Below are 19,255 nucleotides of genomic sequence, written 5' to 3' on the forward strand. Positions count from 1 at the left end.
ACGGCAGGCGGGTGAGCCGCGGTCGCCGCCCGGGAAGTGCGGGCGGCGCCGCGGCTCATCGTGTGTTCAGTGACGCACCAGGCAGAAGGGATGCCCCGCCGGGTCCGCGTACACCCGCCGGCTCCGCCCGTCCGCACCGGCGTCCAGCACCTCGGCGCCCCCGGCCGGCACCTGCTCCTGCGTGCGATCCAGGTCCGCCACGCCGAAGTCCAGGTGGAACTGCTGCGGCCGGGCGGGATCCGGCCACCGCGGCGGCCGGTGATCCGCCACCCGCTGGAAGGCCAGCACGAAGCCGGACGGTATGTGCAGCGTCGCCCAGTCCTCGTCCAGGGACCACCGCCGGTCCGGCTGGTTGACGGCACCGCCGAGGATCGACCGGTAGAAGCCGGCGAGTTCCGATGGATCGGGGCAGTCCAGCACCACGCACTGCAGGTCGGCGATCATGGCGGGAGTCTAGGGGCGGTCCGCCTGGTCAGGGTCGCGGGAAATGGGCGAGGCCTGATCGACGGGGATCGGTGCACCAGGCCCCGCGCCTGCGGCATGCACCGCCGGACACCCCTGGGCCGCCCATCCCGGGCCTCAGCAGGACCTCACCGGCGTCCCGTCGATCAGCGTGTCCAGCAGCCCTCCCAGCGCCGCACGCTGCTGCTCCGTCAGCGGCGCGAGGATCTCCTCCGCGGCCGACCTGCGCGCCGCCCGCAGTTCGCCCAGCGCCTTGCGGCCGTCGTCCGTGAGCTCGATGCGGATCACCCGCCGGTTCGCCGGGTCCGGGACCCGCCGCACCTTGCCGCTCGCCTCCAGCCCGTCGACCAGCGTCGTCACGGCCCGCGGCACCACCTCAAGGCGCTCGGCCAGGTCGGCCATCCGCGGCGGCGAACCCCAGTGCGCGAGGGTGCGCAGCAGCCGGGACTGGGCCGGTGTGATGCCGAGGTCGCGCTGCTCCAGGTGGTGCTTCTGGATGCGGTGCACCCGGCGGGTGAGCCGCAGCAACTGCTCGGCGAGCAGGCCGTCGGAATCGGGGGAGGTCATGCGGGAACAATATCAGGATGATGTTCATTGTGAGTATAGGTAACAATGAGCTACGATCCGATCCGCCGCCCTCACCCCGCCCCGTACCGCCGCCCGTATCGCCCTCTCGAAGGAGCCCATGCATCCCGACCATGAAGCCCCCTGGAGCGCACCCGCCGACGCGAAGGAACAACCCCGGCAGGTCCGCCGCATCCTCAGGCTCTTCCGCCCCTACCGGGGCCGCCTCGCGGTCGTCGGCCTGCTGGTCGGCGCCGCGTCGCTGGTCTCGGTCGCCACGCCCTTCCTGCTGAAGGAGATCCTCGACGTCGCGATCCCGCAGGGGCGCACCGGCCTGCTCAGCCTGCTCGCCCTCGGCATGATCCTCAGCGCCGTCCTCACCAGCGTCTTCGGTGTTCTCCAGACGCTGATCTCAACCACGGTCGGCCAGCGCGTCATGCACGACCTGCGCACCGCTGTCTACGGCCGGCTCCAGCGCATGTCCCTCGCCTTCTTCACGCGCACGCGCACGGGCGAGGTGCAGTCCCGCATCGCCAACGACATCGGCGGCATGCAGGCCACGGTCACCTCCACCGCGACGTCCCTGGTCTCCAACCTCACCAGTGTCGTCGCCACGATCGTCGCGATGGTCGTCCTCGACTGGCGCCTGACCGTCGTCTCGCTGCTGTTGCTGCCGGTGTTCGTATGGATCAGCCGCCGCGTCGGCAACGAACGCCGGAAGATCACCACCCAGCGCCAGAAGCAGATGGCCGCCATGGCCGCCACGGTCACCGAGTCGCTCTCCGTCAGCGGCATCCTGCTCGGCCGCACGATGGGCCGCTCCGACTCGCTGACCAAGTCCTTCGCCGACGAATCCGAGGAACTCGTCGACCTGGAAGTGCGCTCGAACATGGCCGGCCGCTGGCGCATGGCCGTCATCACGATCGTCATGGCGGCCCTGCCTGCCGTCATCTACTGGACCGCCGGCATGGCCCTCCAGCTGGGCGGCCCCGAGGTCTCCCTCGGCACGATCGTCGCCTTCGTCTCGCTCCAGCAGGGCCTGTTCCGCCCGGCCGTGAGCCTGCTGTCGACGGGAGTGCAGATCCAGACCTCGCTCGCCCTCTTCCAGCGCATCTTCGAGTACCTCGACCTGCCGATCGACATCACCGAGCGCGCGGACCCGGTCCACCTCGACCGGGTCAAGGGCGAGGTCCGCTTCGAGAAGGTCTCCTTCGGCTACGACGACAAGGACGGCCCCGTCCTCGACGGCATCGACCTCACCGTCCCGGCCGGCGGCAGCCTCGCCGTCGTCGGCCCGACCGGCGCCGGCAAGTCCACGCTCGGCTACCTGGTGCCCCGCCTCTACGACGTGACGGGCGGCCGCGTCACCCTCGACGGGGTCGACGTCCGCGATCTCGACTTCGACACCCTGGCGCGCGCCGTCGGCGTCGTCTCGCAGGAGACGTACCTCTTCCACGCCTCGGTCGCCGACAACCTGCGCTTCGCCAAGCCCGACGCCACCGACGAGGAGCTGCACCAGGCGGCGAAGGCGGCGCAGATCCACGACCACATCGCGTCCCTGCCCGACGGCTACGACACGGTTGTCGGTGAGCGCGGCCACCGCTTCTCCGGCGGCGAGAAGCAGCGCCTGGCCATCGCCCGCACGATCCTGCGCGACCCGCCGGTCCTCATCCTCGACGAGGCCACCAGCGCCCTGGACACCCGGACCGAGGCGGCCGTGCAGGACGCCATCGACGCGCTGTCGGCGAACCGCACCACGCTCACCATCGCCCACCGGCTGTCCACGGTCCGGGGCGCCGACCAGATCGTGGTCCTCGACTCGGGGCGTGCCGTCGAACTCGGCACGCACGAGGAACTGCTGGAGCGGCACGGCCGATACGCGGCGCTCGTACGCCGGGACGCCCAACTGGAACCGACAAGATGAAAATATGCCGGGTTTATGACGATATGCGGGTTACCGTGCCCGCATGCAGAAGAACACTCCGCCACGGAGCACGATTCGACTGACGCGCCGGGGCCGTATCGCCCTCGTCGCGACCGGAGCCGTCGTGGTCGGTACCGCCGTGGCGGTGCCGCTGCTGACCCTGGGGCCCGAGGAGGACGCCCGGCCCACGACCCTGGTGGTCCCGGAGGGCTGGCGCGCGAGCCAGGTCTACGCCGCCGTCGACAAGGCCCTCGCCCTGCCTCCCGGCAGCACGAAGAAGTCCCTGGCGAAGGCCGCCCTCAAACTGCCGAACGACGCCGAGGGCAACCCCGAGGGCTACCTCTTCCCGGCGGTCTATCCGCTCCAGGAGAAGACGACCCCGGAGAAGCTCCTCGCGCTGATGGTCGACACCGCGAACGAGAAGTTCAACGGCGCGCCCATCGCCGCGGGAGCGCAGCGCAACGCCATGAACGTCTACCAGGCCGTCACCATCGCGAGTATCGTCCAGGCGGAGGCGGCCACCAAGGCCGACATGGGCAAGGTCGCCCGGGTCGTCTTCAACCGCCTCGAGCGCGGCATGCCGCTGCAGATGGACTCCACCATCAACTACGCGCTCGGCCGCTCAACCCTGCGCACCACGCCGAGCGACACCCGCATCGACAGCCCCTACAACTCGTACCAGCGCATGGGCCTGCCCCCCACCCCCATCGACAACCCCGGCGAGGAGGCCATGCGCGCCGCCATCAACCCGACCCCGGGCGACTGGCTGTACTTCGTCACGGTCCGCCCGGGCGACACCCGCTTCACCGCGGACTACGCCGAACACCAGCGGAACGTCGCGGAGTTCAACGCGCAGCAGAAGAAGGACGGCGCCCGGGCGGCCGGATGACCCGCCCGGGCCTCACGCGGCGACCGGCTCCCGCGCCAGCAGCCGCCTGATGTCACGGACGGCCGCGCGGCCGGCGCGGTTGGCGCCGATGGTGCTGGCCGACGGGCCGTAGCCGACCAGATGGATGCGGGGGTCGGAGGCCGCGTGCGTGCCCTCCATGCGGATGCCGCCGCCCGGGGCGCGCAGCCGGAGCGGGGCGAGGTGGTCGATGGCCGGGCGGAAGCCGGTGGCCCAGAGGATGACGTCGGCGTCGACGTGCCGCCCGTCCTGCCAGTCCACTCCCGTGGGCGTGACGCGGTCGAACATCGGCTGCCGGTCGAGCACTCCGTCCTTGATGCCCTGGCGGATCGCGTCGTTGAGCGGCAGTCCGGTGACCGAGACGACACTCATGGGAGGCAGCCCCTGCCGTACCCGTTCCTCGACGAGCGCGACGGCCGCCCGGCCCGCGTCCTCGTCGAACGGGCCCTCACGGAAGACCGGCGGACGCCGGGTCACCCAGGTGGTGGCCGCCGCGTACGAGGCGATCTCCAGCAGGTGCTGCGTGCCCGAGGCGCCGCCGCCCACCACGACCACCCGCTGCCCGGCGAACTCCTCCGGCCCGGGGTACTGCGCGGTGTGCAACTGCCGCCCCCGGAAGGTCTCCTGGCCCGGATAGCGCGGCCAGAACGGCCGGTCCCAGGTGCCGGTCGCGTTGATCAGCGCCCGCGCCGCCCACACGCCCTGCGAGGTCTCCACCAGCAGTCGCCCGCCGGGCCCCTCGCGCACGGCCCGCACGTCGACGGGGCGCCGCACCCGCAGGTCGAAGGCCTTCTCGTACCGGTCGAAGTAGTCGCTGATCACCTCGGCCGACGGCCGCGCCGGATCAGCGTCCGTGAGCTCCATGCCCGGCAGCGCGTGCATCCCGTGCACCTTGCCGTACGTCAGCGACGGCCAGCGGAACTGCCAGGCGCCGCCGGGGCCGGGGGAGTGGTCCAGCACGACGAAGTCGCGGTCCGGCTCGAAACCGGATCGCCGCAGGTGATAGGCGCCGGCCAGACCGGCCTGACCGGCGCCTATGACGACTACCTCGACCTCGCGTGTGTTGTTCACGCTTCTACCAACCGTGCCTGGTCCGTGGATCTTCCCGGGGGACGGCCCGCGCGGCTACACCGACCAGACGCTCAGCGGCGAGGTCGAGGACGTCACGAACTGGAATCCCGGCTGGGCCTGGGCGGCCGGGGCCATGATCTCGGACCTGCACGAGCTGCGCCGCTGGGCGAAGGTCGTCGCCACCGGCGAGCTGCTCAGCCCCGAGACCCAGGCACAGCGGCTCAGGACGCTGCCGACGGGCTACCCCGGCACCACCTACGGCCCCGGCATCCTCGAGACCAACGGCTGGATCGGGCACAACGGCTCGATCCCGGGTTACGAGACCGTGACCGTCCACCGGCCCTCGCAGCGGGCCACCCTGGTGATCACGCTCCACGGACGTCCTGTCCGGGGGCCAGGAGCCGTCCACCCTGCTCGCCCGCGCGATCACCGCGGTCGTGACCCCCGGCAACGTCTACGACGGCTCGGCCGCCACCCGGCCGTGACGGCACGGGTCCCCCGCCCGGGCGGCGGGGGACCCGGCGGGCCGGCTCACGACCCGGTGGCAGGGCGGGGTGCGGTCGTCGACGGCGGCAGGCCGCCGTTGAACCGGGTGTCGGTGAACTCGGCGAAGTCGACCTTGCGCGGGATGAGCTTCAACGCCGTGAACGTGTCGGCGATCTCCTGCTCGGAGGCGATCAGCCGCTTGTCGACGGCGACCTCGACCCGGGTGGTGTAGGTGCGCTTCACCGCCGCGAGTGCCACATCCTCGGGGAGCCCGGTGTCCTTCGCCCAGACCTTCGCCCACTCCTCCTCGTGGTCGTACACCCACCGGTAGGCGCGCCGCAGCCGCTCCAGATAGTCCTTGACGGCGGCGGCCTTCTTCTTGTCCTTCAGCGCGTCCGGTGCCGCGACCTGGAAGGTGAGCCCATTGGTCACGCCGTCACCGTCGGTCAGGACGCGGCCCTGCTCGCCCTTCAGCACCTGCGAGGTGTACGGGTCCCACACCGCCCACGCGTCGACCTTGCCGGCGGTGAACGCGGCGAGCGCGTCGGCCGGCTGGAGGTACTTGACCTTGACGTCACTCGGCTTCAGCCCGGCCTTCTTCAGGGACGCGATCAGCTGGAAGTGAGCGGAGGATCCCTGGGCGACGGCGATCGACCTGCCCTTGAGCTGCGTGGGGTTCCTCAAGGGCGAGTCGTTCGGCACGAGGATGGCGTCGCCCTTGGACGTGCCGTGCCACGCGGCCACGACCTTGATCTTCGAACCCGCCCCGGCCGCGAACACCGGCGGGGTGTTGCCGACGCCGCCGATGTCGACGGCTTTGGCGTTCACGGCCTCCAGCAGCGGCGGGCCGGAGGTGAACGTCGACCACTTGATCTTGTAGTCGAGGTTCTTCAGTTCCCCCGCGGCCCGCAGGATGGCCTCCGAACCTCCCTTCTGGTCACCGACGTTGATCGTGACGGGGCCGTGGCCGTCGGTGCCGCCGTCCGACGTACTGGCGGCCGAGTTCCCGCCGCAGGCGGTGAGCAGCAGGGTGAGGGGGAGGAGCAGGGCGGCGGGGGCGAGGCGTCGTCGCATGGCGGTTCCGTTCGTCTGGGTCGTGCGTGAAGGACTTCAGGCGGCTTCGGCGGCCGTCGCCTCGACGCCGAGGCGTTCGAGGAGGCCGGCGCGCAGTGCCGCGAAGCGCGGGTCGGTGATGTCGCGGGGACGGTCGAGGTCGACGCGCTGCTCGTGGGCGATGACGCCGCCGTCCATCACCAGGACGCGGTCGGCGAGCAGCACGGCCTCCTCCACGTCGTGGGTGACGAGGAGCACCGCGCAGCCCCGGCGCTGCCACAACTCGCCCACGAGCCGCTGGGCCTTGATGCGGGTGAGGGCGTCGAGCGCACCGAACGGCTCGTCGAGCAGCAGCAGATCGGGTTCGCGCACCAACGCGCGGGCGAGCGAAGCGCGTTGGGCCTCGCCACCGGAGAGGGTCTTGGGCCAGGCGGCCGAGCGGTGGCCGAGGCCGACCTCGTCGAGGGCCTGCTCGGCGACGGCGCGTTCGGGCTTGCCGGGCAGGCCGAGCAGGACGTTGCGCCACACCCTCTTCCACGGCATCAGCCGGGGCGCCTGGAAGGCGACGGCCTTGCGGCGCGGCACCAGGACGGTGCCCTCGATGTCGCGGTCGAGCCCGGCGAGGATGCGCAGCAGCGTCGACTTGCCGCAGCCGCTGCGCCCGAGCAGGGCCACGAACTCGCCCGGCCGGACGCCCAGTCGCAGATCGTCGATGACGGCACGGCCGTCGAAGGCCCGCGTGAGCCCCTCGACATGGACCGCCTGGGGGGTCACCGGCCGGTGAACGTCGGTCGCCATTGCAGCAGCACCCTTTCGAGAGAGCGGACGATGAAGTCGGCGAGCAGGCCGAGGAAGGCGTAGACGACCAGGCAGACCACGATCACGTCGGTCCGCAGGAAGTCCCGCGCCTGCACCATGAGGAACCCGATGCCGGAGTCGGCGTTGACCTGCTCGGCGAAGACCAGCGCGAGCCAGGCGATGCCGAGCGAGTAGCGCAGACCGGTCATGGCGTTCGGCAGCGCACCCGGGAGGACGACGTGCCGGACGAGTCCCCACCGGGACAGTCCGAGGGACTCCCCGGCCTCGATCAACTGGGCGTCCACACCGCGGATTCCGGCGTAGACGTTGAGGTAGAGCGGGAAGGTCACGCCGAGCGTGATGATGGCGACCTTGGGGGCCTCGCCGATGCCGAACCAGATGATGAACAGCGGGATGAGCCCCACGAACGGCACGGTCCGCAGCATCTGCACGGGCGCGTCCACCAGGTCCTCGCCGATCCGGAACAGGCCCGACAGCAGGGCCAGTCCGGTACCGACGACCAGGCCGAGCAGCAGGCCGGCCGCGACCCGCTGAAGCGAGGTGCCCATGGCCGCGGGCAGTGAGCCGTCGGCCACCATGTCCCCGGCGACCTGGGCGATACGGCCGGGTGAGGCGAGCACGTCCGCCTGCAACGCGCCTGTGCTGCTGAGGAGTTGCCACAGCACCAGCAGCAGGACCGGGCCGGTGGTGCGGCGCAGCCAGCGGGGGACGCGGGTGCGGCGGGAGGAGGTGGGGACGAGGGGCTGGAGGTCGAGGTCAGGAGCCGATATAGGCGAAATATCGGGTTTCGGTGACCTGGGTGGGGCATGGCTGATGCTCATGAGGACTCCACGGGGGGAGAGCGAGGGCGGGAGAAGGCGCGCCTCGCCGCCGCCGCACCGACGGGAGCAGGTGCGCTCAGCGGGCAGGCGGAACCAGGGCGAGGGAACCCGGAAGTGAGGAGAGGAAGGGCGTCAGCGGCCGCGGCGACACGCGGCGGAGGCCACCCGCAGCAGGTCGATGTGACCGCGCGTGGTGAGCAGGGCTGAACGCAACATGCGGCTGAACCTACTCAGGTGGCATGCGCACGGTCAACGGGCGTCTCGTCCAGTGGACGCCGGTACCGTCACCGGGCGGGGGTCATCAGGGGAAGACGGACGTGTACGTCAGGATGGGAAGCATGTCAGATGTCTTCACCACCCGAGTTCTGAACGTCCGCACCGGTTCCACGGAGCGGGTCGTCGACATCACCGGCGACTGCGAGTCCTTCCTGCGGGAGGCGGCGGCCGGGCGTGACGGCCTCCTCAATGTCTTCGTCCCGCACGCGACGGCCGGAATCGCCGTTCTCGAGACCGGTGCCGGCAGCGACGACGACCTCCTGGCCGCACTGCACACGCTGCTGCCCGCCGACGACCGCTGGCAGCACCGGCACGGCAGTCCCGGCCACGGCCGCGACCACGTCCTGCCGGCCCTCGTCCCGCCGCACGCGACCCTGCCCGTGCTGGGCGGCCGGCTGGAGCTCGGGACATGGCAGTCGGTGTGCCTCGTGGACACGAACAAGGACAACCCGGAACGGAAGGTGCGGCTGAGTTTCCTGGGATGATGCGCTCCGCTCCGCGCGTAGCTCCGTGCCCGGTGCGCGAACGGCTCTGGAGCACCGTGACGCGTGCCCGTAATGCCCGTATCCTCGTCAATGCCAGATTCTCTTCCGAGCAGCGGATGATCGCGGGCGCAAGCGAGGCGAAGCGTGGTTCGGTCCGGCGAGGAACCCAAGCCGGCGGGACGTGCGACGGACGGCACGGGGCCCGCCCGTCTTCGCGAGCGGTTTCTCGAGGGACAGCCCGTCGCCAGTGGTGTCCGGACGTCCATCCTGAACTCGTGGCGGCGCAGCCGCTCCCTCGGCCTGTCACCGGACCAGACCGACCTGCCCTACCGGGAGGACTTCGACCCCGGGGGCCGTATCGTCCGCGCGGCCGTGCCGGTGCTCGACCGGCTCCAGGACGCGTTCTCCGGCAGCCAGGTCAACATCTCGGTCGCCGACGCGAACGGGACGGTCCTCCTGCGCCGGTTCGGGGATCCGGCGATGGCCAGGAACCTCCCGGCGATCCAGCGGGTGCCGGGGTTCGTGTTCGCCGAGCAGGTCGCCGGCACCAACGGCATCGGCCTCGCCCTGGCCGAGCGGCAGCTCATCCGCGTCTACGGCGCCGAGCACTTCGCGGAACGCTCCCAGGGCAGCGCGTGCGTCGCGATGCCCGTCCGCGACCCGCTCAGCGGACGGATCGAGGGCGTCCTGTGCTTCGGCTATCCACGCAGTTTCGAACAGCCCGCGCTGGGTGCGGCGATCCGCCGGGCGGCCGAGAACATCGAGCGGCGGCTGCTGGGGCAGAGCTCCGCGCACGAGCGCGCCCTGCTGCGCACGTACCTGGCCACCGGGGGCGGGGCCGGCCTGCACAGCGGCATCGCCCTGGACGTACTGGCCGACGAGTTCCCCCCGCGTGACCAGGAGGTCCTGAGGGAGAAGGCCGCCGAGCTGATCTCACGCGGGCAGCGGGCCGCCGTCGACGTGGCCCTGCCCGGCGGCCGGCGGGTGACGCTGGTGAGCCGCCCGATGACGAGCGCCTCCGGAGTGCGGGGCTTCGCCGTCGAGGCGGTGCTGCCGGGCGCCTCGGCAGGGGAGTCCCTGGTCCTCCCGCACCAGGCGGACGAGCCGCCGGACCTGGCCGCCCTCTCGGCCGGCCCATGGCCCGCCCCGCAGTCGATCACCCTGCCGTCCGGATATCTCGCCGCCGCGTCCGCCCCGGCCGTCGCTCCCGGCGGCCGCCGGGGCGTGGGGGTGCCCGGTGGCGGTACGGGTGTGGCGGACGGCGACGGGGGCGGGGTGGACGGCGGCGGGGACGGGGCGGACGGCGGCGTGGGTGCGGCGGTCGGTGACGGCGGCCGGGCCGACGCCGACAGGGGTGAGGCCGAAGTCGGCACGGACGCCGCGGGCGGCGGCAGGGGCGTGGTCGACGGCGGTGGGGAGGCGCTGTACGGCGGCGGGGCCGACAGCGGCAGGAGTGTGGTTGAGGGCGGTACGGACGACGCGGCCGACGGCGGTGGGGACGCGCCGTACGGCGGCAGGGGCACCGCGGACGACCGCACCGGCTCGCCGTTCCCGGCCCGGGGGCTCGTCATGGTGGGCGAGCCGCACGTCGGGGCCTACGCCCTGGCCGCGCGCCGGCGCCTGGAGCTGCTGTCCGAGGCCAGCGCCCGCATCGGCACCACCCTGGACGTGCGTCGCACCGCCGAGGAACTGGCCGAGACGGCGGTCCCGCGCCTGGCCGACTTCGTCACCATCGACCTGCCCGACGCCGTCCTGCGCGGCGAGGAGTCCGCCGACCCCCTCGCCGACCTGCGCCGCACGGTGCTGCACGGCGTCCGCGAGGGCCTGCCCTTCACACCGCCCGGCAAGCGCATCGACTTCGGCCCGACCGCGCCCCAGCTGCGCTGCCTGACCACGGGTGAGGCGGTACTGGAACCGGACCTGGAGGCCGCCGCGGGCTGGCTCGCCCAGGACCCCGAGCACACGGCGCGCCTGCTCGCCCACGTCCGCTCCCTCATCGCGGTGCCCCTGGTCGCCCGCGGTGTCGTCCTGGGCATCGCCAGCTTCTACCGCGCCGGGAGCGCCTTCGGGGACGACGACCGTTCACTGGCCCAGGAACTCGCCGCCCGCGCCGCCCTGTCCATCGACAACGCCCGGCGCTACACCCACGAACGCGCCATGGTCCTGGCCCTCCAGCGCAGACTCCTCCCGCACGGTCTGCCCGACCAGGACGCCGTCGAGGTCGCCCACCGCTATCTGCCCGCCGAATCCGACGTGGGCGGGGACTGGTACGACGTCATCCCCCTCTCCGGCACCCGCGTCGGGCTCCTCGTCGGCGACGTCGTCGGCCACGGCATGCTCTCCGCGGCCACCATGGGCCGGCTGCGCACGGCGGCGCGCAGCTTCGCCGAACTCGACTTCTCCCCGGACGAGGTCCTCACCCACCTGGACAACCTCGTGGGCCGCCTGGACCGGGAGGACCCCGACGGCAAGGGCGCCGGCGTCATCGGCGCGACCTGTCTGTACGCCGTCTACGACCCGACCGAGCAGCGGTGCCTCATGGCGCGCGCCGGTCACCCGCCGCCCGCTCTCGTCCGCCCCGACGGCACCGTGTCCTACCCAGACCTCCCGGCCGGGCCCCCGCTCGGTCTCGGAGGACTGCCCTTCGACACCGTCGAGATCGACGTCCCCGAGGGCAGTCAGCTGGTGCTCTACACCGACGGACTCATCGAGGACCGCCACCGCGACGTCGACGAGGTGCTGGAGCAGTTGCGCGTGGCCCTGGCCCACCCGGAGCGGGCGCCCGAGGAGACCTGCCAGGCGGTCCTGGACACCGTGGCGCCCGCGCACCCCCACGACGACATCGCCCTGCTCGTCGCCCGCGTGCACGCGCTGGACCCCGGCCGCATCGCCGCCTGGGAGCTGCCCGCCGACCCGGCGCTCGTCGGCGAGGTCCGGGCCTTGGCCATGCGCCGCATGGCCGACTGGGGGCTCGACGAGACCGCGTTCGCCGCGGAACTGATCCTCAGCGAGCTGATCACCAACGCCGTCCGGCACGGCACCGGGCCCATCCGGGTCCGGCTGCTGTACGGGCGCACGCTGATCTGCGAGGTCTCCGACGTCAGCAACACCGCCCCCCATCTGCGCCGGGCGGCCAGCACCGACGAGGGCGGACGCGGCCTGTTCCTCGTCGCGCAGCTCTCGCAGAGCTGGGGCACGCGCTACCTCCCCGAGGGCAAGGTCATCTGGGCCGAGTGCGGGCTCGACGCCGCGTGAGGCGTCCGCCGACCCGCGTGGGAGTCACAGCGGCCGAAAGATGCCCGAAATGCTGTAATTTGATCGGGTGCGCGACGCTCCTGACACGCCGGTGAAGGCGGCTTCACCCTTCGGGCCGGAGCCCCTGGTCCGTATCCGCGGGCTCGGCAAGCGGTTCGGCGGGACCGTCGCGCTGGCCGGGGTCGACCTCGACGTCCACGCCGGCAGCGTGCTCGCCCTGCTCGGGCCCAACGGCGCCGGCAAGTCCACGCTCATCAAGATCCTCGCCGGTGTCCACCCCGCCGACACCGGACAGATCACCGTGGACGGCATGCCCCTCGGCAGTCCGGCCGCGTCCGGGAGCATGTCCTTCATCCACCAGGACCTCGGGCTCGTGGAGTGGATGACGGTCGCCGAGAACATCGCTCTGACCAACGGATACGCCCGCCGCACCGGGCTGGTCTCCTGGCGGCGCACCCGTGAGCGCTGCGTCGACGCGCTGCGGATCGTCGCCGGGCACCTCGACCCCGACGCGCCGGTCTCCGGCCTCGCACCGGCCGAGCGCTCGCTCGTCGCCATCGCCAGGGCCCTGGCGGCCCACGCGAAGCTCATCGTCCTCGACGAGCCGACCGCCCGTCTGCCCGCCGCGGACAGCGCCCGGCTCTTCGGCGTCCTGCACGACCTGCGCGACCGCGGCCACGCGATCCTCTACGTCAGCCACCGCCTGGACGAGGTGTACCAGGTCGCCGACACCTTCGCCGTCCTGCGCGACGGCCGCCTGGTCAGCCACGGCCGCCTCGCCGGCCATAGCCCAGCCCGACTGGTCCACGACATCGTCGGCGAGGAGAGCACCCCGCTTTCCACCCGCCCCGCCCGGCCCTCGCCTGCCGATGGCCCCGTCGGCACTCCGGCCGCTGCCCGCTCGGCCCGCACTCCGGCTGCCGACCACCCTGCCACCCCTCCGGCCACCGCCCACCCGGCCACGCCCCCGGCAGCCACACCACCCGTCCTGGCCCTCGACTCCGTACGCACTCCCCTGGCCGGGCCCGTCAGCCTGGAAGTGGCCGCCGGAGAGGTTCTGGGGCTGGTCGGGCTCTCGGATGCCGGGCACACGGACCTGGGACGTGCCCTGGCCGGGGCCCGGCCGCTCGTCGGGGGGCGGGCCGTGCTGCACGGGCGGCCGTATCAGCCCCGCTCGGTCGCGGAGGCCGTCGCCCGTGGCGTCGGCTTCGTACCGGGGGACCGGCTGCGGGAGGGCTGTCTCGCCGAACTGACCGTACGGGAGAACCTCCTGGCCAATCCCCGCGCGGGAGGACGGCGGGCGCCGCGCTGGATCGGTCCCCGGAACGAACGCTCCGAAGCCGCCGCCCTCATCGACCGGTTCTCGGTGCGCCCCCGCGACAGCGAGGCCCCCATCGCCACGCTCTCCGGCGGCAACCAGCAGAAGGTCATGATCGGCCGCTGGCTGCGGACGGAGCTGCGGCTGCTGATCCTCGAGGAGCCGACCGCGAGCGTGGACGTCGGCGCCAAGGCCGCGATCCACCGCCTGCTCGACGAGGCGCTGTCGGCGGGCCTCGCGGTGCTGCTCCTGTCCACCGACTTCGAGGAGGTCGCGAGCGTGTGCGGACGCACCCTGGTCTTCGTCCGCGGGTCCGTGACGGCCGAACTGAGCGGCGGCGCCCTCACCGTCACCGGGCTCACCCGGGCCGCCTCGGCCATGCCCCCGCTCACGGCCGCGACGAACCCATGACCGAGCCGCCCTCCCCCTCCCCGCCCCGCCCCGCGCGCAGGCGCGCCCCCGGCGGGAACCGCATCGGCGCCTACGGCCTGCTCGCCCTCACCGCCCTGCTCTACCTGGTCTTCTCCCTCACCCTGCCGGACACCTTCCCCACGCTGGACACCGTCGACTCGATCCTGTCCAACCAGTCGATCCCGGCCGTCCTCGCACTGGCCGCCATGGTGCCCATCGTCACCGGCGCGTTCGACCTCTCCATCGGCTACGGCCTCGGACTGGCCCACGTCATGGTGATGCAGCTCGTCGTCAACGCGGGCTGGCCCTGGCCGCTCGCCTGCCTCACCGTGCTCGCCGGAGGCCTGGTCGTGGGCGTCCTCAACGGCGTCATCGTCGAGTTCGGCCGGATCGACTCCTTCATCGCCACCCTCGGCACCGGCAGCATGATGTACGCCGTGACCGGCTGGATCACCGACGGCAGCCGGATCGTCCCCGGCCCGCAGGGCCTCCCGCCCGCGTTCACCGACCTCTACGACTCCACGTTCCTCGGCCTCCCGGTCCCCGCCTTCTACGTGCTCGCCCTCGCCGGAGTCCTCTGGCTGGTGCTGGAGCGGCTGCCGCTCGGCCGGTACCTGTACGTCGTCGGATCGAACCCGCGCGCGGCCGACCTCGTCGGCATCCCGACCCGCACCTACACCGTCTACGCCTTCGCCGCCTCGGGACTGATCGTCGGCTTCGCCGGTGTGCTGCTCGCGTCCCAGCAGCAGATCGGCAACCCGAGCGTCGGCCTCGACTACCTGCTGCCCGCCTTCGTCGGTGCCCTGCTCGGCTCCACGGCGATCAAACCGGGCCGGCCCAACGCCCTCGGCACCGTCGTCGCCGTCGCCGTCCTGGCCGTCGGCCTCACCGGCATCGCACAGCTCGGCGCCGACTTCTGGACGGTCCCGCTGTTCCACGGCGGCACCCTGCTCATCGCCGTGGGCCTCGCCGGATACGCCGCCCGCCGCAGGCTGCGCGGCGGCGCCGCGGCCCGCGACACACCAGCCGCGCCGCCCCCGCCACCGTCCTCGCCGCCTCCCTCCTCCCCGCCGCCGGAGGGCGGCACGGCGGGCACACCCCCCTGACCCCCTCGGCACCGTCCCGTCGCGCCGATCCCCTCACAGGAGCCCCCGTGCACCCCAACCGCAAGGCCGCCCCCGGAGCCCGCACCGCGCGGCTCGTCTGCTGCGCCCTGCTGGCGACGGCGACCGCCCTCGTCGGCTGCGAGCGCGGTTCCTCGGACGGCGCGGACAAGACCGCGACGGGCCCGAGCGGCTGCCCCGACGTCCAGGCCGGGGCGCGGGCCGCCGTCGCCCGCGCCGAGCGGACCGACATTCCCTGGGGCGGACCCACCACCGGCCCCGAGGCGGTGTCCGGCAAGACCATCGTCTACGTCGCCCAGACGATGACCAATCCCGGCGTCGCGGGCGCCGCGAGGGGGGTGCGGGAAGCCGCGCGGGCCATCGGATGGGACGTCCGGGTGATCGACGGCGGAGGCACCCCGGCCGGCATCCAGGCGGCCATGAGCGAGGCCGTCGCCCTCAGACCCTCGGGCATCGTCATCGGCGGCTTCGACCCCGACTCGACGGCACAGCAGGCCGCCCGGGCCAACGCGCAGCGCATCCCGCTCATCGGCTGGCACGCGGTCCCCGAACCCGGCCCCAGCCGGGACCCCGACCTCTTCACCAACGTCACCACCCGCGTCCAGGACGTGGCCCGCATCAGCGCGCAGTGGATCATCTCCGACTCGGACGGCCGCGCCGGGGTCGTGCTCATCACCGACGCGTCGATCCCCTTCGCGAAGAACAAGTCGGACCTGATCAGGAAGGAACTCGCCAGGTGCCGGGGAGTGCGGCTGCTCTCCGTCGAGAACATCCCGATCCCGGACGCGAGCAGCCGCACCCCGCGGGAGATCTCCTCGCTGCTCTCCCGGTTCCAGGACCGGTGGACCCACTCCGTCGCCATCAACGACCTGTACTTCGCCGACGCCGCACCCGCCTTCCGCGCGGCCGGCGAGAAGGGCTCCGGGCCGCCCTACAACATCGGCGCGGGCGACGGGGATCCGTCCGCCTTCCAGCGCGTCAACAGCAGGCAGTACCAGGCCGCCACCGTGCCCGAACCGCTGTCCCTCCAGGGCTGGCAGATCGTCGACGAGTTCAACCGCGCCTTCTCCGGCCGCCCGGCCAGCGGGTACACGGCCCCCGTCCACATCGCCACGGCCGACAACAGCGAAGGCGCCACGACCTGGGACCCGTCGGGCTACCGGGAGGCGTACCGGAGGATCTGGGGGAAGTGACGCCCAGCCGGGGACGCCCGGGTCGGTGACGTCCGATCAGGTGCCCATCTCTTCACGGAACATGCACGGAACCCCAGGATCCCTTTAAGTTTCAAGCGCTAATCTCACCGTCAGTCGAGTGGCCGCCGGGGGTCGATCCGAGCGGGGCCCGTTCCGCGGCGGCTCTCGCACCCCCCACAGGCACAGGAGACCGGGCGTGTACGACGGCGACGTAGTGGTGATCGGCGGCGGCTATGGCGGCGTCCGGCTGGCGAGGCGGCTGGACACGACGGCCCGGGTCACGCTGGTGGACCGCAAGGAGGTCTTCTTCCACCGCGTCGCCTCCCTGCGCGCGGGGGTGCGCCCCGAGTGGACGCACACGCCCTTCATCCCGTACGACCGGCTGCTGCGGCGCGGCCGCGTGGTCCCCGGCAAGGCCGTCCGCATCGACACCGCCGAGCGGCAGGTCGTCCTCGCCACGGGCGAGCGGCTGCCCTACGACGTGGTCGTGATCGCCACCGGCGCCGACTATCCGGAGCCGGCCCGCTTCCTGGGCACCACCGTCGACGAGGCGGCCAAATCGTTCGCCGAGCACCAGCGCAACATCGCCACGGCCGAGCACGTCCTCGTCGTCGGCGGCGGCCCCGGCGGCGTCGAACTCAGCGCCGAGATCCGCCTCGCCCGGCCGGACGCCCGCGTCACACTCGCCCACTCCGGACCGGCCCTGCTCGACGCCACGGGCAGCGCGCGGCCGGGGCGCAAGGCCCTGGCGTGGCTGGAGGCCCATGACATCGAGGTCCGGCTCGACTCGTTCATGTCGCCCGGCAACGACTTCGGCACCTACCGCGACGGCCGCGGCACCGTCATCGAGGCCGACCTGTCCTTCTGGGCGACGGGCACCACACCCAACACGCTCTGGCTCCGCCTCGCCGGACACGGCGACTGGCTGAACCGGGACGGACACGTCAAGGTCGACCGGACGCTCCGGGTGGAGGGCAGGCTGGACGTGTTCGCCGTCGGCGACGTGAACGACGTCAGCGAACTCAAGATCACCCCCGCCGCCCTCGCCCAGGCCGACATCGCCGCCCACAACATCCGCGCCTACTTGCAGAGTTCTGGCAAGCACCGCAAGGAACCGCGCTTCTACCGGCCGGTCCAGCGCACCCCGCTCATCGTGCCGTTCGGCCCGGCCGACGGACTGACCGTGCTGCCCGTACCGGGCGGCGAGTCCGCGGTCCTCGGCAGCCGCACCACGGTCATGGCCAAGGCGAAGACCCTCATGACGCCCTACATGCGGCGCCAACTCGGTTACACCGCCGCCTGATCCACGGGCCGGGCCGGATCACCCCCGCGTGACCCCACCCCCCCGTCGTTACCCGCCGGTTGCCCCTGGGGTAGGGTCCCCACGTTTCCGGCTACCGACTGATGGTGTGCCGGTACAGGGCGTGTCGGAGGGTGGCAGGACGATGGACTCCCAGTGGGGTGACGGCGGATCAGTGGACCTGGACGACACACGGCTGGAGGCGCTGAGTCCCGAACCGTTGCTGACCCGTGACTACGAGACGCGCCCCGCGCTCGTGTACGAGCGGCTGAGGCAGCAGCACGGCCCCGTCGCGCCGGTCGACCTGCTCGGCGTACCCGCCTGGCTGGTCCTCGGCTACCGCGAGGCGCTCCAGGTTCTCCAGGACAACGACGGCTTCCCGAAGGGGCTGGAGAACTGGCGGGCCCGCTCCGAGGGCCGGGTGCCGGCCGACTGGCCGCTCGGCCCGTCCCTGGAGGTCAACCACATCCTGATCCAGGGCGGCCCCGGCTACCGGCCGCTGCGCACGGCCTGGGACGTGGCCCTCAAGCCGTTCCAGGACCCGCGCCACCCCCAGGCCAAGCGCCTCAAGGCCGCCGTCACCGCCTACGCCGACGAGCTGATCACCCTGGTCGGGCAGGGCGGGAAGACGGGCGTGGCGGACCTGTCCGCGCAGTTCTCCCGGCCGCTGCCGCTGATGGTGGCCAGCCACCTGCTCGGCTTCCCCGGCTCGCAGGGCGACGACGCCCTGATGGACATGTGGCGCGTCCTCGACGCCGGCCCGGACGCGGAGGCCGCACTGGAGCGCCTGCTGGCGACGCTGGCGGAACTGGCCGCGACGAAGCTGGAGAAGCCGGGCGACGACTTCCCCTCCTACCTGCTGGCCGCGCACCCCGACCTGTCGCTGGACCAGCTGGCCCGCGAGCTGTTCATGCTGCTCGGCATGACCTCCGACCACGTCGGCATCCTCATCTCCAACACCGTCGTGGAGGTCATCTCGGGCGAGGGCAGCGTGCGCGCCAGTCTGTCCGCCGGGATGGTCAGGGAGGCCATGAACCGGTCCGTCATGCGCAAGCCGCCCCTGGTGAACTTCGTCCCGCGCTTCGCCGCCGAGGACACCCCGCTCGGCAACTACACGATCCGGGCCGGCGACCCGGTGTGGGTCTCCTCGGCCGCCGCGCACGCCGACCCGCTCTTCGCCGACCACGTCGCCTCCGGCACCACCATCAGCACCCGGGCACACCTGTCCTGGGGAGCCGGGCCGCGCCAGTGCCCGGCGCGCGAGCTCGCTTCGACGGTCGCGGCGGCCGGTGTGGGGCGCCTGTTCGAGCGGTTCGACCACCTCGACCTCGCCCTGCCCGCCGACCAACTGCCCTGGCGCTCCTCCCCCTTCATGCGCGGCCTGCGCTCGCTGCCCGTACGGTACGACCTCTCAGCGGCGCCCGCGCGTCCGCCGGCCGACGGTCCCGCGCCGGAGGTGGCCGAAGAGGTCCTGCCGGACCGGTCCGCCCGGCAGCGGTCCTCGCTGTGGCGCTATCTGACGGGCCTGATCCGCGGCGGCCGCTGACCGGAGCCGGTCCGGAACACCCATGGCGTGTCACCGTTACTCCCGGTCCGGGGGTGACGGTCTCATGCCGCACGCGTGACGAACGGTGCTGTCGCGCGCCCGCGGGGGCCGGGCAGGTTGACCTCGATGACCTGCCCGTTCACACCGAGCCCGACTCCACTGCGATCCGCGGAACGGTGGGCTGTGGCGGTCGCCTTCGCCACGCTCGGCGCGACCGCGGTCCTCAGCGCGATGGGCTGG

General features: G+C 72.7%; 16 protein-coding genes and 1 pseudogene. 10 read left to right on the forward strand and 7 right to left on the reverse strand.

Annotated elements, in window-relative coordinates:
• Window positions 1–66: 66 nt before the first annotated feature.
• Window positions 67–444, reverse strand: a complete 378-nt coding sequence (locus ACIBL4_RS30865) for a VOC family protein (RefSeq protein ID WP_399415062.1) — start codon at window positions 442–444, stop codon at window positions 67–69.
• Window positions 445–579: 135 nt separating this feature from the next.
• A complete protein-coding gene (locus tag ACIBL4_RS30870; RefSeq protein WP_399415063.1) occupies window positions 580–1,029 on the reverse strand; it encodes a MarR family winged helix-turn-helix transcriptional regulator in 450 nt (149 codons plus the stop codon).
• Between the two features lie 118 nt (window positions 1,030–1,147).
• Here ACIBL4_RS30870 and ACIBL4_RS30875 point away from each other — a divergent pair, with 118 nt between their 5' ends.
• Both ACIBL4_RS30875 and mltG read left to right on the forward strand, forming a co-directional pair.
• Complete coding sequence (locus ACIBL4_RS30875) at window positions 1,148–2,950, forward strand: ABC transporter ATP-binding protein (RefSeq protein ID WP_399415064.1); 1,803 nt, start codon at window positions 1,148–1,150, stop codon at window positions 2,948–2,950.
• A 43-nt stretch (window positions 2,951–2,993) separates the two neighbouring features.
• Complete coding sequence (gene mltG / locus ACIBL4_RS30880; protein WP_399415065.1) at window positions 2,994–3,839, forward strand: endolytic transglycosylase MltG; 846 nt, start codon at window positions 2,994–2,996, stop codon at window positions 3,837–3,839.
• Window positions 3,840–3,851: 12 nt separating this feature from the next.
• Here mltG and ACIBL4_RS30885 read toward each other — a convergent pair whose 3' ends face one another.
• Window positions 3,852–4,928 carry an NAD(P)-binding domain-containing protein gene (locus ACIBL4_RS30885; RefSeq protein WP_399415066.1) on the reverse strand — a complete coding sequence of 359 codons (1,077 nt, stop codon included), beginning with the start codon at window positions 4,926–4,928 and terminating at the stop codon, window positions 3,852–3,854.
• Between ACIBL4_RS30885 and ACIBL4_RS30890 the strand changes: the two are divergent.
• Window positions 4,927–5,413: pseudogene (locus tag ACIBL4_RS30890) on the forward strand (serine hydrolase); the annotation flags it as partial. The gene ACIBL4_RS30885 and the pseudogene ACIBL4_RS30890 sit on opposite strands and share 2 nt — an antisense overlap.
• A 46-nt stretch (window positions 5,414–5,459) precedes the next feature.
• Here ACIBL4_RS30890 and ACIBL4_RS30895 read toward each other — a convergent pair.
• The 4 genes from ACIBL4_RS30895 to ACIBL4_RS30910 form a co-directional block, all read right to left on the reverse strand.
• On the reverse strand, window positions 5,460–6,488 hold the full coding sequence (locus tag ACIBL4_RS30895; RefSeq protein WP_399415067.1) for an ABC transporter substrate-binding protein: 1,029 nt from the start codon (window positions 6,486–6,488) through the stop codon (window positions 5,460–5,462).
• A gap of 36 nt (window positions 6,489–6,524) precedes the next feature.
• Window positions 6,525–7,265, reverse strand: a complete 741-nt coding sequence (locus ACIBL4_RS30900) for an ABC transporter ATP-binding protein (RefSeq protein ID WP_399415068.1) — start codon at window positions 7,263–7,265, stop codon at window positions 6,525–6,527.
• Window positions 7,238–8,107, reverse strand: coding sequence for an ABC transporter permease (locus tag ACIBL4_RS30905; protein WP_399415069.1), 870 nt, complete (start codon window positions 8,105–8,107; stop codon window positions 7,238–7,240). Before ACIBL4_RS30905 ends, ACIBL4_RS30900 begins: the two co-directional genes overlap by 28 nt.
• A gap of 132 nt (window positions 8,108–8,239) precedes the next feature.
• Entirely contained in the window at window positions 8,240–8,323 is an 84-nt protein-coding gene (locus ACIBL4_RS30910) for a putative leader peptide (RefSeq protein WP_313884353.1), read from the reverse strand.
• A gap of 122 nt (window positions 8,324–8,445) precedes the next feature.
• Between ACIBL4_RS30910 and ACIBL4_RS30915 the strand changes: the two genes are divergently transcribed.
• The 7 genes from ACIBL4_RS30915 to ACIBL4_RS30945 all read left to right on the forward strand — a co-directional run bounded on the left by ACIBL4_RS30915 (window position 8,446) and on the right by ACIBL4_RS30945 (window position 19,015).
• Window positions 8,446–8,868, forward strand: coding sequence for a secondary thiamine-phosphate synthase enzyme YjbQ (locus tag ACIBL4_RS30915; RefSeq protein WP_037671216.1), 423 nt, complete (start codon window positions 8,446–8,448; stop codon window positions 8,866–8,868).
• A gap of 144 nt (window positions 8,869–9,012) precedes the next feature.
• On the forward strand, window positions 9,013–12,123 hold the full coding sequence (locus ACIBL4_RS30920) for a SpoIIE family protein phosphatase (protein ID WP_399415070.1): 3,111 nt from the start codon (window positions 9,013–9,015) through the stop codon (window positions 12,121–12,123).
• 67 nt (window positions 12,124–12,190) lie between these two features.
• The gene (locus ACIBL4_RS30925) at window positions 12,191–13,852 is read left to right on the forward strand and encodes a sugar ABC transporter ATP-binding protein (RefSeq protein WP_399415071.1); all 1,662 of its coding nucleotides are present in this window, start codon (window positions 12,191–12,193) and stop codon (window positions 13,850–13,852) included.
• On the forward strand, window positions 13,849–14,958 hold the full coding sequence (locus tag ACIBL4_RS30930; protein WP_399415072.1) for an ABC transporter permease: 1,110 nt from the start codon (window positions 13,849–13,851) through the stop codon (window positions 14,956–14,958). The genes ACIBL4_RS30925 and ACIBL4_RS30930 overlap by 4 nt, the downstream gene beginning before the upstream one ends.
• 47 nt (window positions 14,959–15,005) lie before the next feature.
• The gene (locus ACIBL4_RS30935) at window positions 15,006–16,169 is read left to right on the forward strand and encodes a substrate-binding domain-containing protein (RefSeq protein ID WP_399415073.1); all 1,164 of its coding nucleotides are present in this window, start codon (window positions 15,006–15,008) and stop codon (window positions 16,167–16,169) included.
• A gap of 196 nt (window positions 16,170–16,365) precedes the next feature.
• Window positions 16,366–17,472, forward strand: coding sequence for an FAD-dependent oxidoreductase (locus ACIBL4_RS30940; protein ID WP_399415074.1), 1,107 nt, complete (start codon window positions 16,366–16,368; stop codon window positions 17,470–17,472).
• Window positions 17,473–17,614: 142 nt separating this feature from the next.
• Entirely contained in the window at window positions 17,615–19,015 is a 1,401-nt protein-coding gene (locus tag ACIBL4_RS30945; protein WP_399415075.1) for a cytochrome P450, read from the forward strand.
• Window positions 19,016–19,255: the final 240 nt, after the last annotated feature.

It is taken from the genome of Streptomyces sp. NPDC050416 (assembly GCF_044458845.1).
In the GTDB taxonomy this organism is placed as follows: domain Bacteria; phylum Actinomycetota; class Actinomycetes; order Streptomycetales; family Streptomycetaceae; genus Streptomyces.

Coding starts and splice junctions, on each gene's coding strand:
- ACIBL4_RS30865 (WP_399415062.1), bottom strand. CDS start 444: ATGATCGCCGACCTGCAGTGCGTGGTGCTGGACTGCCCCGATCCATCG.
- ACIBL4_RS30870 (WP_399415063.1), bottom strand. CDS start 1,029: ATGACCTCCCCCGATTCCGACGGCCTGCTCGCCGAGCAGTTGCTGCGG.
- ACIBL4_RS30875 (WP_399415064.1), top strand. CDS start 1,148: ATGCATCCCGACCATGAAGCCCCCTGGAGCGCACCCGCCGACGCGAAG.
- mltG (WP_399415065.1), top strand. CDS start 2,994: ATGCAGAAGAACACTCCGCCACGGAGCACGATTCGACTGACGCGCCGG.
- ACIBL4_RS30895 (WP_399415067.1), bottom strand. CDS start 6,488: ATGCGACGACGCCTCGCCCCCGCCGCCCTGCTCCTCCCCCTCACCCTG.
- ACIBL4_RS30900 (WP_399415068.1), bottom strand. CDS start 7,265: ATGGCGACCGACGTTCACCGGCCGGTGACCCCCCAGGCGGTCCATGTC.
- ACIBL4_RS30905 (WP_399415069.1), bottom strand. CDS start 8,107: ATGAGCATCAGCCATGCCCCACCCAGGTCACCGAAACCCGATATTTCG.
- ACIBL4_RS30910 (WP_313884353.1), bottom strand. CDS start 8,323: ATGTTGCGTTCAGCCCTGCTCACCACGCGCGGTCACATCGACCTGCTG.
- ACIBL4_RS30915 (WP_037671216.1), top strand. CDS start 8,446: ATGTCAGATGTCTTCACCACCCGAGTTCTGAACGTCCGCACCGGTTCC.
- ACIBL4_RS30930 (WP_399415072.1), top strand. CDS start 13,849: ATGACCGAGCCGCCCTCCCCCTCCCCGCCCCGCCCCGCGCGCAGGCGC.
- ACIBL4_RS30945 (WP_399415075.1), top strand. CDS start 17,615: ATGGACTCCCAGTGGGGTGACGGCGGATCAGTGGACCTGGACGACACA.